Here is a 13,763-nt window from a genome sequence, read left to right as displayed (position 1 = left end):
CTTTAGGCGTGGAGAGCGCGTGCGCTTTGAGTGGAAGCGTTGTGTCGCTCCATCTCCTGCAGCGTGGGCTCGAGGCAAAAGGGCGTTTCTTCGGAGCGAGCGCTGCCCGGCGAGGTCGGACCATTTCCGGACAGCAGATCCCGGACCACGGCCAGCGCGACAAGCGAGATTGCACATATCCAAGCGGTGATGAAATAGCTCATCACGATGGCAATCCAGCCTGAGCCACCAAATCCCACGACGACAGCCGCAATCAATCCGGCAATTGTTGAAAGCAGCGTGACGCCAATGATCATTCCAGGTCTCCGAGGCACGAACCGATTCTGGCCCGTTGTTCCAACCATTCCATGGAAATCCTTGTCGTCGGGTTAACGGTGGCGAGAAAATTCCCGTCTGCGACACATGGGGAAACACGTGGACGCATATTTCGACGGTGGTGGTCGCAATAGGTTGGGCCCGGGAAGGCGGTGGAGTCCGCTCGAGCACGAGGCGACCAGTCTGTCTGGGTAGGTGCGGTCAGTCCGGCTCAGCAGGCGTGTGAGCGCCATGCCGCTATGTTGAAATGATTTCAGCGTGTCAGGCGGTGACGGGTTGGCGATCGTCGTCGCCGGAGTCGGGCTTGGGGACGTAGGCCCGCAGCACCATCAGCACCGTAAGGACGATGGAGGCAACCCACCCGGATACGCAGAATGCGGCGATGATCGTCAGTACGCCATGGCCGGCCAGCGCGGCGATGATCGCAGCGCCAGAGGCGATGAAGGTCGAAATCAGAAGTACTGCGATCGCCATTTTCTGCGCCTCCTCGATCCCGGGCGTCATTCGGCCCGTTTTTAGCAATGCGGTTCAGTCCTTTATGAACTTTCGCACTGCCGGACATTTGTACCTGGGGCGATGTGGCACCAAGAAATGGGCGAGAATGTGGCGCGGGCGTGGCGTCTCCTGCCGCAGTTCAATTGTATCCAGATACAGGATGCCGCATGCGGGTGCCGGAATTAGAAACCGGCCCGGGACAATTGCCCGGGCCGGAAGCTTTCGTCTTTTATGGCGAAACGGTGGCTGGGGATCGCGATGATCAGCCGGCCCCGCTTTGAAAGAGCGTTCAGACGATCAGGTCGTCGGCGAGGCTGCCGAGTTCGGTATTGGCCAGAATGAGCTTGTTGCCGTCTCCGAAGTCCAGAATTGCGTTGTCGCCCCGCTGTTTTCCGAAGTCGTCGATGACCTCTTCGGCCGTCTTGCCTGTCACGCCGGAGACCTTGAGGACAAGCCGATCCTCGTCGTCCTCGAAGTCGCGGATCTTGTCCTTTCCGTCATGGTAAACGAACGTGTCGTTTCCAAAGTCGCCTCGCATGACATCGTCGCCAATTCCGCCCATCAGACGGTCGTTGCCCATGCCGCCGCGGAGAAAATCGTCTCCCTTGCTGCCCTGGAGTACGTCATTGTCCTTGCCGCCGAACAGGCGGTCGTCGCCCTGTCCGCCAACCAGATGGTCGTCGCCGTTGCGGCCGGACAACATGTCCGCCCCTGCCGATCCGGTCATCTCGTTGTTGAGGAAGTCACCGCGGAAGGAATCGTTGAATTCGGTTCCGAGATAGGGGTTCTCGAAGAACTCGTGCGGAGCATTCGAGATATCCAGCGACGCGACGAGGGCGCCTGTCAGATTGGGCTTGTCGTCCGGGAAGTGCAGGAAAGTCTGGCTCCCTGCGCTGAAGACGACCACGTTCACCGCCGCGCCGGTCGGGACGTGCAGGCCGGCAACGGTGACGCCGGGCTCGAAAGTGCCGGAGCCGATATAGGCCAGCGTCTTTCCGTTGAAGAGCGACAGCCCGTCGTCGTCCGACGTCATCGTGCCGTTGCCATCTCTGAGGGTTCCCTGGATCTCCGAGTCCATGTCGCTCAGAAGAATCGTGGGGTCGTCGGAAAGCAGTTTCAGGGTCAGCAATGCGCCATCGTATGGGGTAACGTTAATACTTTTTGTCGGCATTATGGGTGTCCTCCAATCGCCGTAAAGGTGGCGGACCAAGTACCAAGACTAAACTCCACCACAGGTTGAGTCGGTTCGCCCGCTCATCGCACCAAGTGTGTGTGGCTTTTTTTCCGTGAACTGCGGCAAGATCATGAACTTTGACCGTACGGAAACGACCTCCAAGGCGGCGTTTTTGGGACATTTTTAGTAAAATCAGACACTTGTCGCCGGGCTCTTCCGGCCGTCTTGCCTTGGAAATGACACAAGGATTAACGTTTTCCGCGCGGTTTGACCTGTCGGTCTCGTGATCTAAAAAACGGCGGTCGGCGGCTTCAGGGGCGCTTCATTCACACGCCTTGATTGAGTCGCGATGTGCCTGGCCGACCGGGTTCATCGCTCGCTGCATGGTGTTTGCGGCCGTGCCATCGCGTTCGGCCACCGCTGCGACGGCACCGTCCCACGCATCGACCCATCCGAGCCCCTCGGAGCGCTTCTCGACAAAGGCCGTTGAGATGGCGTCGTACCGGGCAAGGTCTTCGGGGCCGACCTGTTCGGCCAGGGCTGCGGCCGCGCATGTGCAGACCGCTTCACTGGCGCCGGTGTCCACGCACATCGCGATGTTGTCCGCCGAGGCGGGAAGCGCTGTGACGGTCAGAAGTGCGGCCAAGATCGATCTCACTTCGATTTCCTCCGTTTGACGTTGCCGCCGCGTTGCCCCGGCCGGCCGGCCGTGGATCTGCCCCTGCCGGCCACCGCCGCTTCGCCGGCCGCCTCGATGGCGGACTGACGGGCCAGCGGGTCGTCGGCGATTGCGAGGTCGACCGCTTCCAGCCGCTTGATCTCGTCGCGCAGACGGGCCGCCTCCTCGAATTCCAGGTTCTCGGCCGCCTTGCGCATCTCCTCGCGCAGGCCGTCGAGATGGGCCTCGAGGTTCGCGCCGTGCATCGGCTTGTCGATCGTCGCGGTGACGCGCGACATGTCGACATCGCCCTGGTAGAGCCCCTGCAGGATGTCGTCGACGTTCTTGCGGATGGTTTCAGGCGTGATGCCGTGCTCCTCGTTGTAGGCGATCTGCTTGACGCGCCGGCGTTCGGTTTCCTTGAGCGCGCGCTCCATCGAGCCGGTGATCCGGTCGGCATACATGATTACCCGGCCTTCGGCGTTGCGGGCGGCGCGGCCGATGGTCTGGATCAGCGAGGTCTCGGAGCGCAGGAAGCCTTCCTTGTCCGCGTCGAGGATCGCCACCAGCCCGCATTCGGGGATGTCGAGGCCTTCGCGCAGCAGGTTGATGCCCACGAGCACGTCGAAAGCGCCGAGGCGCAGGTCGCGCAGGATTTCGATCCGTTCGATGGTGTCGATGTCGGAGTGCATATAGCGGACCTTGATGCCCTGCTCGTGCAGGTACTCGGTCAGATCCTCCGCCATGCGCTTGGTCAACGTGGTGACGAGGGTGCGGAAGCCATTGGCGGTGACCTTCCGGATCTCGTCCAGCAGGTCGTCCACCTGCATCTCGACCGGTCGGATCTCCACCTCCGGGTCGAGCAGCCCGGTCGGGCGGATCACCTGTTCGGTAAAGACACCGCCAGTCTGCTCCAGCTCCCACGCCGCCGGCGTGGCGGAAACGAAGACCGACTGCGGTCGCATCGCGTCCCATTCCTCGAACTTGAGCGGGCGGTTGTCCATGCACGAGGGCAGGCGGAAGCCGTGCTCGGCCAGGGTGAACTTGCGCCGGTAGTCGCCGCGGTACATGCCGCCGATCTGTGGAACGGAGACGTGGCTCTCGTCGGCGAAGACGATGGCGTGATCGGGGATGAATTCGAACAGGGTGGGGGGCGGCTCGCCCGGCGCGCGCCCCGTCAGGTACCGCGAGTAGTTCTCGATGCCGTTACAGACGCCGGTGGCCTCCAGCATCTCGAGGTCGAAGTTCGTACGCTGTTCCAGCCGCTGCGCCTCCAGCAGCTTGCCCTCGTCGACCAGTTGGGAGAGGCGCAGCTTAAGCTCTTTCTTGATGCCCTCGATCGCCTGTTTCATCGTCGGCTTGGGCGTCACGTAGTGCGAGTTGGCGTAGATCCGGATCCGTTCGAACGTGTCCGTCTTCTCGCCGGTCAGCGGATCGAACTCGGTCAGGCTCTCCAGTTCCTCGCCAAAGAACGACGCCCGCCAGGCGCGGTCTTCGAGGTGCGCGGGCCAGATTTCCAGCACGTCGCCGCGGACCCGGAACGAGCCTCGCTGGAATGCATGGTCGTTGCGGCGATACTGCTGGGCCACCAGATCGGCGATCACCTTTCGCTGGTCGTATTCCTTGCCGGCGTGCAGATCCTGCGTCATCGCCCCGTAGGTCTCGACCGAGCCGATGCCGTAGATGCAGGAGACCGAGGCGACGATGATCACGTCGTCGCGCTCCAGAAGCGCCCGGGTCGCGGAGTGGCGCATCCGGTCGATCTGCTCATTGATCTGGCTTTCCTTCTCGATATAGGTGTCCGAGCGCGGCACGTAAGCTTCGGGCTGGTAGTAGTCGTAATAGCTGACGAAATACTCGACCGAGTTCTCCGGGAAGAAGTGCTTGAACTCGCCGTAGAGCTGGGCTGCCAGTGTCTTGTTGGGTGCAAGGATGATCGCCGGTCGCTGCGTTTCCTCGATCACCTTGGCCATGGTGAAAGTCTTGCCGGTGCCGGTGGCGCCCAGCAGGACCTGGTCGCGCTCGCCATCGCGCACGCCCTGCGACAGCTCGACGATCGCCGTCGGCTGGTCGCCGGCGGGTTCGAACTCCGAATGCATGATGAACCGCTTGCCCCCCTCGAGCTTCTCCCGGGTGCGCACGTCGGGCGCCGGGCTGTTCAGCACGGGCGCGGTCTTGTCGGAATGGGCATAGGGCATGGGCGACTCGTCTGGCTGCAATACGGTCTGCTTTTGTTCTTTTCGGCCGGTGCGCCGGAAAGTGCAAATTCTTTCCCGGCGCACCATCGTTTCAAGGCGCTTTTCCGCGATCACGATGTTGCCATTGGCGATCGGAGGGGAAGCATGGGGATGACAATCGGGGACCTGTTCGTTGCCAGAGGTAGCTTGCCGTCGGTATCGGGCAATAATTGGCGGAGCCAGGCGCTGCCTTGGTGCTCGCTTGAGCACTGACATGGGCGGTTCTTCGGATCAATTTGGAAGCAATCCGCGAGAAAACGCATTTATTGTTGCTGATTCGGAAAAAGTTTCGCACCATTCCGCTACGCAGCAGACAGGTTGCCGGCCTCAACTGCGACCCACCCCCAACCCCCGCACGCCGTTGCTGGCCGGCAGCCGCTGCGCTCGGCGGGGTCGATTGGGCCCTTGCAGCCTCGATACGCTTGGCAGTAAATCTCCTTGAAGCCAAGGAGAGACGATCCATGCGCGCGAGAATCTACCAACCGGCGAAGAACGCCATGCAATCCGGCACCGGCAAGACCAAGGTGTGGCTGCTCGAGATCGTCCCGGCCGATGGCGCCGAGATCGATCCGCTTATGGGATGGCCCGGCGGCACCGATGTCAGCAGCCAGGTTCGCCTTCGGTTCGACAGCAAGGAAGCTGCCGTGGATTATGCCCGCGAGAAGGGCCTCGATTTCACCCTCGTCGAGCCCAAGAAGCGCAAGCCGGTGATCCGTCCGAATGGCTATGGCGAGAATTTCGCCACCAACCGGCGCGGCGCCTGGACGCACTGAAAGACGGCGGGGCCGTCAGACCGCCGCGCTCTGCTCGGTGAGGTTCGACAGGATCAGCTCGATCATCCGTTCGATCTGAGGCCTCGGCACGCCGGAGATGCGCTGCTCCAGCCCGAGCGATACGATCCCGTGGACTGACGAGAACAGCGCCCGCGTCATGAGTGCGATATCCGTCGCCGAAAGGTCGGGGAAGATTTCCCGAAGCGGGCCGCCGATCATCGCGAACAGGTCTTCGAGCGCCGCGCGATACCAGGCGGGAACGGCATCGAGTTCCGTCACGCGAAGGTCGAACAGGCAGCGCCACAGGTGCTCGTTCTCGGATGCGAAACGCAGATAGGCGACCGACATCACCACCAGCCGCTCCTGCGGGCTGGCTTCCGGCACGTCCGCCAGATCCGCCTCGATCGCCGCGCCGAGCCGACGGAAGGTGCGTCCGTTCACGGCCATGGTCAGCTCGTTCAGGTCGCTGAAGACGTTGTAGATTGCCCCGACCGAACAGCCCGCCTCGGTCGCCAGCGTCCGAGCCTTGAGAGCGCCCAGCCCTGCTTCGGAGATCTGCCGTTCGGCGATATCGACCAGGCTGGTTCGCAGGGCATCGCGTCGGGCGTCGGTCTTTGCGCTCATGGAATCCTCGTGAACTCCGTTCAATGCTAAGCCAAAGTCGCGAAGAGGGAAACACCCGCCGGAGAGGCTTGAAATCGTCCGCGCTGCTGCGCAAAAGGGGCGAAGCGGTCCCATAGCTCAACTGGATAGAGCAGCTGACTTCTAATCAGCAGGTTCGGGGTTCGAGTCCTCGTGGGATCGCCAATCACGCCAGATTCGAAAACATGCGCGGTCCGACCGTCGTGAGGGCCCAGTTATGCCTGCCCGGCCTTGCTGGCGGCGGCGCCTGTGCGACCGCGCAGGTGGTCCGCCAGACGCAGCGCGAGGGCCACGATGGTCAGGGTCGGGTTGACGTAGCCGCCGGTCGGGAACACCGAGCTTCCGGCGATGAAGAGGTTGTCGATCTCGTGCACGCGGCAATCGGGGTCGACCACGCCGCGGGCCGGGTCCGTGGACATGCGGGTCGTGCCCATGTGGTGCTTGCCGCCTTCCATGCTGACGGGAAAGCCGTCTGCATCGCGCGCACCGTGGAGCGAGAGCTCCCCGATGCCGCCGTCGGCGAACAGGCGTGCAAGCCCGCCGCGGAGCCGTTCGAGACCGCCAGGGTCGCCCCGGGTCAGCCTCCAATCGACGGTGACGTGGGGCATTCCGAAACGGTCGTGCCGGCGTGGATCGAGCCTGACCCGGCTCTCGGGGTTCGGCAGGGCCTCCAGCGTGAAGCGGGCGGCGAGGGTGCGTCGCTTCGAGACCGCGCCGCGGAGCCGCTCCAGCGTCGAGCGGCCGACCTCGCCGGGATGCGTGAGCAGGGCGGGCAGGTGCCGCCCAAGCCGGCCATCGGGCAGTTCGCGGTGCATCAGCACGTCGAGCACCCGGGTCATCGCGACGCCGCCTGTGGAGAGAAAATCCTCGGAGGACTTGTGCGCGGCGCGCTCGACAAAGAACACGGCCGCCCCGTTCAATCCCTCGTCCCGTCGCAGGCCCTCGCCAAGGGCGAAGGCGCCGTGGCTGCGCTGCGCGACGCCGGCCTGCTCGTAGCCTTGCAGCGCGTCGACGGCCTCGGGCCCGACGCCCGGCGCCAATTCCAGTGCGCCGCCGAAGAAGAACGGATGGTCCATGAAATAGCGCCCAACGAGGTCGCGCTCGTTGCCGAGGCCGTTCGGCGACCCGGCGGTCGAGGCCAGCAGCAGGCGGGCGTTCTCGAGTCCGCCGGTGGCCAGGATATAGTTCCCGGCGGCAAAGCGTATCCGCCGGCCATCCGGACCTGTGGCCTCGACATGGGAGATCCGCGAACCTGCCTGCACGATCCCGGTGACGTGAGTGTCGAGATAGACCTTTGTCGTATTCGATTGCGCGAGCTTTGGTCCGTAACTCACTGCGAAGTCGACGTTATGGCCGTGCCGGTACCGGACCGGCGCGGCGTCTTCGTGAGTTTCGAGGCCGGTCAGTGTCGGTGGGTCGAAGCGCCAGTCGTCGAGGTCGCAGACCTCCGCCGCCGCGCGATACCAGGGCGCGAGGGTCTCTGCGCCGATGGGCCAGCCGGTGTCCGGCAGGCCGGGGCGCGGCTCGAAATCCACCGGGTCGAGGGGGCGGCATTGACCGGCCCAGCGGGTGGTCGAGCCGCCGAACATGCGAAACCGTGCCTTGCCGGGGGCAAAGCTTTCACGCCCGATGTTGCGACCATGATAGAGCATCTGATCGCGGTGCCGGAACTGCTCGCCCCCTCCGGCCAGCATCGCGATGCTGAGCCCGCTGTCGGCCAGCGCGCAGGCGATCGAGATGCCGGCTGCGCCGGCGCCGATGATGCAGAGATCGGCCTCGATGGTGGCGCCGGGGTCGATATCGGTGGCGTGCAGCAAGGTCATGGATCAGGGCTCCCGAACAGCGGGCGGCCGCGCATCGCGGCGGGCGGGGTCAGTCCGAGGCGGCTGAGCACGGTCGGCGCAAGGTCGAGGATGTCGCCGCCCGGTCCGGCGCCAGACGGCAGGCTGCAGCCGCAGGCGAGGTAGAAGCCCCCGGCGCGGTGGTTGCCGGCGCGCCCGCTCGGATGGCGGCCCGGAGTTGGCCAGTCGATCGTGCCGAACTCCGGCGAGACCACGGCGCGATGAAGCGCCGCCGGGCTCTCCGCCCAGTCCACCAGCAGGTCAGGCAGCATCCGGAGGTTCTCGCCAGGGGGCAGGACATCTTCGATCCGGGCGGTGCGCCGGACCACCGGCGCACCGGTGTCGGCGTCCGCGAAGCTCGCCAGGCCGTCGATGATGCGCTCGGAAAGATCGCGGGCCGCTTCCGGCGAGAGCATCCCCTGGCTCTCCCGGTCGGCGAGGTTGAGGCGCAGGTAGCCAGTCAGGTCCGCCACCTGGGTCAGGACCGGGGTGCTCTGCCAGTCGCGCCCACCGGTGCGCCAGAAGCCGGTAAGCCTGTCCTGCAGGGCGGTTGGGAGGCTGTCCTTGACCCGGTGCCGAAGCTCCGCCGGCACCGCCTGCCGCAGCCGTTCGATGCCGCGCATCGGTCCAGTGGCGTCGCTCGCGCCGCCGAGCACCCGGTGCAGCATCTCGTCGAGGATCTCCAGCCGGCTGGTGTTGGGGCCCATGCCGTGCAGCGAGAACAGGATCACCTCGTCGGGTTGCGCCGCATCGAGCAGCCGCCCTAGGGCGGCGTCGGTGGCGGCGTAGACCTCGGGGAGCGCCTGCGCCAGTTCGGCCCGTTCCGCGGAGGTCGGCTCGGAGGCGAGACCGGTCTCGTCCCAGAGCCAGTGGCCGCCCCGGTGCAGGCCCGGAAAGGTCATCGCCAGCAGGTCGACGCGCTCGCGCGCCAGTAGGTCCTCGGCGATCTGGGCCAGCATCCCGGCGATCGCGACCTGCTCGTCGCGCAGCTTGCGCAGCGCGGCCATGGATTGCAGGGCGTGCATCTCGGCGACCCGGGGCGAGGGGCCGTGCCGGGCCTCGATCTCTTCCAGCAGGCCGGGCGGGCTGGCGTGCGGCGGCTCGAGGCTGTCGAGTGTCGCCCAGCCGGTCAGCTCGGTTCCCGAGGTCGGGGCGGGCGCGAAGGGCATGTCTAGTGCGATCACCTTGCCGCCTTCGGCCGTCACATGGCGCCAGAACGGCGTGCCGACCTGTGCAGGGTCCGGCCGCCGCATCGACATCTCGTCGGGCGACCATTGCAGGTAGTGGTGGAAGCCCGTCTGGGATGGTGGCGTGGAGGTGAAGAAGGTGGGCCAGACCGAGCCGGGCAGCCAGCCGCCCCAGGAGGACAGCCTGCCAAGCGCACCTTTGGCCTTCAGCCCGCCAAAGACGGGCGCGCGGCCCTCGTCGACCAGCCGGTCGAGCAGGTCCAGATCCGCCGCGTCGAGCGCGATCAGGGCGACACGCGCGCCGGTGCTCATGGCCGGGCCTCCCCGCGGAGCAGCGCTGAGATGGGCCTGCCATGGGTTCCGGCCGCTGTCGGCAGGCCGAAATGGGCATGGATCGTGGCGGCGAGGTCCTGGACCGAGTGCTCTTGCAGGGTTTCGACCCCGTCGCCAGGCCCGCGCGCCATTGCCCATCCCCGGGGCTGATGGTGGCCGGAGCGGCCATCCGGCGGGTTGTCCTGCCAGCGGTTGAGAAAGGCGCCGTAGCGGTCCGACCGCAGCGCGCGGAGCCCGACGGCAGAGCGCCCGGCCCATTGCACCAGAAGATCAGGCAGATCCTGCCGCTCCTGTGCGTCGGGCCAAAGCTGTGCGGGGCGCAGCACACGGGCAATGACGGGCGCGCCGGTGTCGGCGTCGACGAAGCCGGGCAACCCTTCGGCGATCCGGTCGCACAGCGCCTCGTACTCCGCGCCCGGCTCGACGATCCCGTCGCGCTCGCGGCCTTTCAGGTTGATCTGGATCTGCCCTTCGAAATCGCTGCCCACCAGCCGGAAGGCGCGCACCTGCGACCAGTCGCGGGCCTCGGCGCCGCGCCAGAAACGGCCCAGCCGGTCCTTCACCGGTCCCGGCAGCCCCTCCTTGACCGCACTGCGCCACTCCAGCGGCACCGCCTCGCGCAGCCGATGAAGAAAGGACGGGCGGGGCAGGGGGCGGCCGGTCGTGTCGCTGCTGTCGCCCTCGACGATGCGGCGGAGCATTTCGGGCAGCAGGAAATGGTGCGACGTGTTGGGGACCATTCCGTTCAGGGAAAACAAGATCACATGACACTCTGGCGGCAGGCTCTCCACAACCTCGCTGATGGCGGCGTCGCAGGCAACATAGACCTGCCGCAACGCGTCGCGCAGATCGTCGCTCTCCGCGCCAGAGCGGAGCATCATCGGAGTCTGCAGCTTGTGGCCCGCCCGGTGAACGGCGCCGAAGCCGAGCAGAAAGAGGTCCCAGTCGCCACGCGCGGCGAGATCGCGCGCCAGCGCCGATTGCTGGGCCGTGCTGGCCACCAGCCGGTCGCGTAGGCGGAGCAGTCCGGCCGGCGTCTGTGGTCCGTAGATCTCGTCCCGCATCAGCGGGGCGCCGTGGGCGCGGGCAGCCTGCTGCGCGATATCCGCCGGAAAGGCGCCGCGCGGTCCCATCGTGGCGTGGGCGTTCCACGAGACGATCTCGCGGCCGTTGAACGGCGTTGCAGTGGGCGCAAAGGGCATGTCTATGGCAAGGACACGCGGGCCGTCCTCGCCAAACCCCCGGTAGAATGGCCGGGTTTGCAGCCAGTCCGGGCTGTCGGGGCGCTCGTGCTGCATGTGATCGGGCCGCCACTGGATCACGCCGAAGATCCCGTGCTCCGGGGGCAGGCGCCCGGTGTAGAAGCTCGGCCAGACGGTGCCGACCATGATGTCGCTTTCCGACCGGATCGACACCATCGCGCCCGCCTCGCGCAGCCGCGCCAGGTTCGGCAGCCAGCCCTCGGCGATGCCGCGTTCGATCATGCTGATCTCGGCGGCGTCGAAGGCGATCACCGCGAGAGGGCGATTGGACGTGCTCATACCAGCCCCTCCGCCTGCATCCAGCGCACCGAGCGCTGCACCGCTTCGGCCACCGTGAACCTTGGGGCAAATCCAAGCTGCCGGCCGGTGTCTGCTCCGTCGTACCGGCTGGGCCAGGCATAGATCCTCGCCGTGAAAGCGTATGGCAGTTCGTGCCGAAACGCCTTGAACACGGCGTCGCCAAGCCGCTTGTAGGCGCGCGCCGGCCCGCCGGGCAGACGCCGTGGCGCGAAGTCTGCGCCGAGCATGTCCGCGATGCCTTGCAACAGGCTTTCCATGGGTTCGGGTTCGGACGCGGTCAGCACATAGGTCTGCCCGGCCTGCGCCCGGTCGCCGGCGCAAAGGCGCAGTCCGGCGACCACGTCATCCACGTCGCAGCTGTGCATCGCACCGCCGGTCGGCAGCCAGCGGTAGCAGCTGTCGCGCACGGCGCAGACGACGCCGCGCCAGTCCCTTGCGCCGGGGCCGGCGACCCGCTCGGCGATCCGGGCGATCCGCCAGTCGAGGCCCCGAGGGCCCCAATGCCCGGCCAGCCGGGTCTCGCAGGCCGCGCGCGAGGCGCCGTATCGCGTGTTGGGCCGAAGCGGCAGGCTGTTCGCCGGCGCTCCGGGCGGGCAGCCACCGAGCACGCTGACCGTGCTTGCCGCGACCAGAACCGCCCCGGCGCCAAGCGCCGCAGACGCCGCCGCATCCAGCAGCGCGGTGTTCAGACGCTCATAGGCGTGGAGCGAGAGCTTCTTCGGTCCGCGGGCCGCTGCCAGGTGGTAGATCGTGCCGCAGCCTTTGGCGGCCTCCACCATCGTCTGCGCGTCGGCCGCATCGCCGCGCAGGATCTCCACACCGAGGGTTTGGAGGTCGTCCACCTCGTGCTCCGGCCGGACCAGGGCACGCACCGGCTGGTCGGCGCCTCGGAGCGCGGACACCAGCCGTCGGCCGATGAACCCGGCGGCCCCGGTGACAAGGGCAGGGTGCGATTCCGTCACGGGGCGCTTTCTCCGCCGCCGGGCGACAGCGCCTCGACCGGCGCGCCGCGCATCTCGGGCCGCATCGGCTGGCCGATCAGCTCATGGACACTTGCCAGGAGGTCGAACTCGTGGATCCGCGCGAGTTCGCCGCGGCCGGAGATGTCCGCGCCGGCTGCGGCGAACCAGCCTTCTCCGACGTGGTGTCCGGGCCGACCGTCGACGTAATTGCCGAAGTCGTAATTGCGCACCGTTCCGAATTTCTCGGACCGGAAGCCGCGGATGTCCCGCGCGCTGCGGATGCGGGAGCGGACGAGCAGGTCCGGCATGGTCCGGCGCAGCACGGCCTCGGGCCAGATGTCGCGGCCGCGGTTGATGTCGCGCACCAGCGGCTCGCCGGTGTCCATGTCGACGAAGGTCTCCAGCCCGGCCGCGATCTCCTCCAGCAGCGCGTCGTATTCCGCGCCCGGCTCCACGATTCCGTCGCGCTCGCGGCCCTTCAGGTTCACCTGGATCAGCCCTTCGAGGTCGCCTGCAAGCACGAAGGCCTTGGTCCGGGCCCAGTCGCGTTTCTCGCTGCGCCAGTACATCGTCATGCTGTCCTGCAGGCTGAAGGGCAGCCGCGCCTTGACCCGGGCGCGCACGCCGAGCGGGATCGTCTCCCGCAGGCGGGAGATCGGCGAGGGCGCGATCGTCTCGGGGTCGTCCTCGCGCTGCCCGGTCAGGATACGGCGCAGCATGCGCCCGAACAGCGGCTGCACCGAGAAGTTCTCGGTCATTCCGTGCAGCGAGAACACGATCACGTTCACGTCGTCTCCGGCCGCTTCGATCAGTTCGCCGACGGCCTTGTCGGTGGCGATCGCCACTTGTCGCATTGCGTCGTCCAGTTCCGCCTTCTCGGCGTCGGTCACCGGGCCGGCCGCGCCGTGGTGGTTCCAGAGCTTGTGGCCTGCCCGGTGGACCGAGCCGAAACCGAGCATGAAGAGGTCCCAGTCGTTCTCCCGCATCAGCATCCGGCCCGCCCGGCTGTGCCAGTCGGCGGCGTCGATCAGGTCGTCGCGCAGGTCGAGCAGTTCGCGCGAGCCCTGCAGGCCGGCGAATTCGTCGGGGATCGGCATCGGACCGATCTCCTTGCGGACCCTGTCGAGCAGCCCCAGCGGGTAGGCGCCCGGCGCGCCGATCTTGTCATGGGTCCCCCAGCCGGTGAGTTCAACGCCGTTGAAGGGCTTGGGCGCATAGGTGATCGGCACGTCGATGGCGATCACCCGCGGCCCGTCGAGCGGGAAGTTCCGGTAGAAGGGCTCGATCGGCTGCCAGTCCGGCGTCGCCCGGACAAAGCGCATGAGGTCGGGCCGCCAGGCGAGGTAGAACATCCAGCCATGTTCCGGCGGGTAGGTGCCCGTGTAGAAGGTGGGCCAGGGCGTGCCCGCGAGGTATTCCGCCGTGGAGTCGATCCTGCCATGGGCGCCGGCGGCGCGCAGCCGGGCGAGGTTGGGCAGCGAGCCGTCCTCGATCCAGCGGGTCATGCGCTCCGCCGGCGAAGCGTCGATTGCCAGGAGCATCAGCTTTCTGCGTTTCTGTCCCATGCGCTGCCTTCCTTCTGCG

The 13,763-nt window shown here is 66.6% G+C and carries 12 protein-coding genes and 1 tRNA gene; 2 read left to right on the top strand and 11 right to left on the bottom strand.

Translation table 11 applies throughout. The annotated features are described in order from the left end of the window. Positions 1-2 precede the first annotated feature (2 nt). The 5 genes from CHB86_RS21325 to uvrB form a co-directional block, all read right to left on the bottom strand. Positions 3-296 carry a hypothetical protein gene (locus CHB86_RS21325; RefSeq protein WP_089235145.1) on the bottom strand — a complete coding sequence of 98 codons (294 nt, stop codon included), beginning with the start codon at positions 294-296 and terminating at the stop codon, positions 3-5. A gap of 280 nt (positions 297-576) precedes the next feature. Beyond that, positions 577-789, bottom strand: coding sequence for a hypothetical protein (locus CHB86_RS21320; protein ID WP_141134952.1), 213 nt, complete (start codon positions 787-789; stop codon positions 577-579). A 310-nt stretch (positions 790-1,099) separates the two neighbouring features. Beyond that, positions 1,100-1,939 carry a calcium-binding protein gene (locus tag CHB86_RS21315; RefSeq protein WP_176442972.1) on the bottom strand — a complete coding sequence of 280 codons (840 nt, stop codon included), beginning with the start codon at positions 1,937-1,939 and terminating at the stop codon, positions 1,100-1,102. Positions 1,940-2,306: 367 nt separating this feature from the next. Continuing rightward, positions 2,307-2,630, bottom strand: coding sequence for a hypothetical protein (locus CHB86_RS21310; RefSeq protein WP_141134951.1), 324 nt, complete (start codon positions 2,628-2,630; stop codon positions 2,307-2,309). 8 nt (positions 2,631-2,638) lie between these two features. After that, positions 2,639-4,840, bottom strand: coding sequence for an excinuclease ABC subunit UvrB (uvrB, locus tag CHB86_RS21305; protein WP_089235141.1), 2,202 nt, complete (start codon positions 4,838-4,840; stop codon positions 2,639-2,641). A 500-nt stretch (positions 4,841-5,340) separates the two neighbouring features. Here uvrB and CHB86_RS21300 point away from each other — a divergent pair, with 500 nt between their 5' ends. Further along, entirely contained in the window at positions 5,341-5,652 is a 312-nt protein-coding gene (locus tag CHB86_RS21300) for an ETC complex I subunit (protein ID WP_089235140.1), read from the top strand. 15 nt (positions 5,653-5,667) lie between these two features. On the opposite strand, the gene CHB86_RS21295 is transcribed toward CHB86_RS21300, so the two are convergent. Beyond that, entirely contained in the window at positions 5,668-6,276 is a 609-nt protein-coding gene (locus CHB86_RS21295; RefSeq protein WP_089235139.1) for a TetR/AcrR family transcriptional regulator, read from the bottom strand. A gap of 106 nt (positions 6,277-6,382) precedes the next feature. Between CHB86_RS21295 and CHB86_RS21290 the strand changes: the two genes are divergently transcribed. Then, a tRNA-Arg gene (locus CHB86_RS21290) sits at positions 6,383-6,459 on the top strand. 50 nt (positions 6,460-6,509) lie between these two features. Here the strand turns inward: CHB86_RS21290 and CHB86_RS21285 are convergent. Genes CHB86_RS21285 through CHB86_RS21265 form a run of 5 tightly spaced genes read right to left on the bottom strand, consistent with a single transcriptional unit; the run spans position 6,510 to position 13,744 of the window. Continuing rightward, positions 6,510-8,117: an FAD-dependent oxidoreductase gene (locus CHB86_RS21285; RefSeq protein WP_089235138.1), complete on the bottom strand. Its 1,608-nt coding sequence runs from the start codon at positions 8,115-8,117 to the stop codon at positions 6,510-6,512. After that, complete coding sequence (locus CHB86_RS21280; RefSeq protein ID WP_176442971.1) at positions 8,114-9,634, bottom strand: alkaline phosphatase family protein; 1,521 nt, start codon at positions 9,632-9,634, stop codon at positions 8,114-8,116. Before CHB86_RS21280 ends, CHB86_RS21285 begins: the two co-directional genes overlap by 4 nt. After that, positions 9,631-11,196: an alkaline phosphatase family protein gene (locus CHB86_RS21275; RefSeq protein WP_089235136.1), complete on the bottom strand. Its 1,566-nt coding sequence runs from the start codon at positions 11,194-11,196 to the stop codon at positions 9,631-9,633. Before CHB86_RS21275 ends, CHB86_RS21280 begins: the two co-directional genes overlap by 4 nt. After that, positions 11,193-12,179 carry an NAD-dependent epimerase/dehydratase family protein gene (locus CHB86_RS21270; RefSeq protein WP_089235135.1) on the bottom strand — a complete coding sequence of 329 codons (987 nt, stop codon included), beginning with the start codon at positions 12,177-12,179 and terminating at the stop codon, positions 11,193-11,195. The genes CHB86_RS21275 and CHB86_RS21270 overlap by 4 nt, the downstream gene beginning before the upstream one ends. Next, positions 12,176-13,744 carry an alkaline phosphatase family protein gene (locus CHB86_RS21265; RefSeq protein WP_176442970.1) on the bottom strand — a complete coding sequence of 523 codons (1,569 nt, stop codon included), beginning with the start codon at positions 13,742-13,744 and terminating at the stop codon, positions 12,176-12,178. The genes CHB86_RS21270 and CHB86_RS21265 overlap by 4 nt, the downstream gene beginning before the upstream one ends. Positions 13,745-13,763: the final 19 nt, after the last annotated feature.

The organism is Tropicimonas sediminicola (genome assembly GCF_900188335.1).
In the GTDB taxonomy this organism is placed as follows: Bacteria; Pseudomonadota; Alphaproteobacteria; order Rhodobacterales; family Rhodobacteraceae; genus Tropicimonas; species Tropicimonas sediminicola.
The sequence above is the reverse complement of the archived record's forward strand: the minus strand, read 5'-3'. Positions and strand labels throughout refer to the sequence as shown.

Excerpts from the sequence above, each read along its gene's own strand:
- CHB86_RS21325 (WP_089235145.1), bottom strand. The coding sequence starts at position 296 with ATGATCATTGGCGTCACGCTGCTTTCAACAATTGCCGGATTGATTGCG.
- CHB86_RS21320 (WP_141134952.1), bottom strand. The coding sequence starts at position 789 with ATGGCGATCGCAGTACTTCTGATTTCGACCTTCATCGCCTCTGGCGCT.
- uvrB (WP_089235141.1), bottom strand. The coding sequence starts at position 4,840 with ATGCCCTATGCCCATTCCGACAAGACCGCGCCCGTGCTGAACAGCCCG.
- CHB86_RS21300 (WP_089235140.1), top strand. The coding sequence starts at position 5,341 with ATGCGCGCGAGAATCTACCAACCGGCGAAGAACGCCATGCAATCCGGC.
- CHB86_RS21295 (WP_089235139.1), bottom strand. The coding sequence starts at position 6,276 with ATGAGCGCAAAGACCGACGCCCGACGCGATGCCCTGCGAACCAGCCTG.
- CHB86_RS21285 (WP_089235138.1), bottom strand. The coding sequence starts at position 8,117 with ATGACCTTGCTGCACGCCACCGATATCGACCCCGGCGCCACCATCGAG.
- CHB86_RS21280 (WP_176442971.1), bottom strand. The coding sequence starts at position 9,634 with ATGAGCACCGGCGCGCGTGTCGCCCTGATCGCGCTCGACGCGGCGGAT.
- CHB86_RS21275 (WP_089235136.1), bottom strand. The coding sequence starts at position 11,196 with ATGAGCACGTCCAATCGCCCTCTCGCGGTGATCGCCTTCGACGCCGCC.
- CHB86_RS21265 (WP_176442970.1), bottom strand. The coding sequence starts at position 13,744 with ATGGGACAGAAACGCAGAAAGCTGATGCTCCTGGCAATCGACGCTTCG.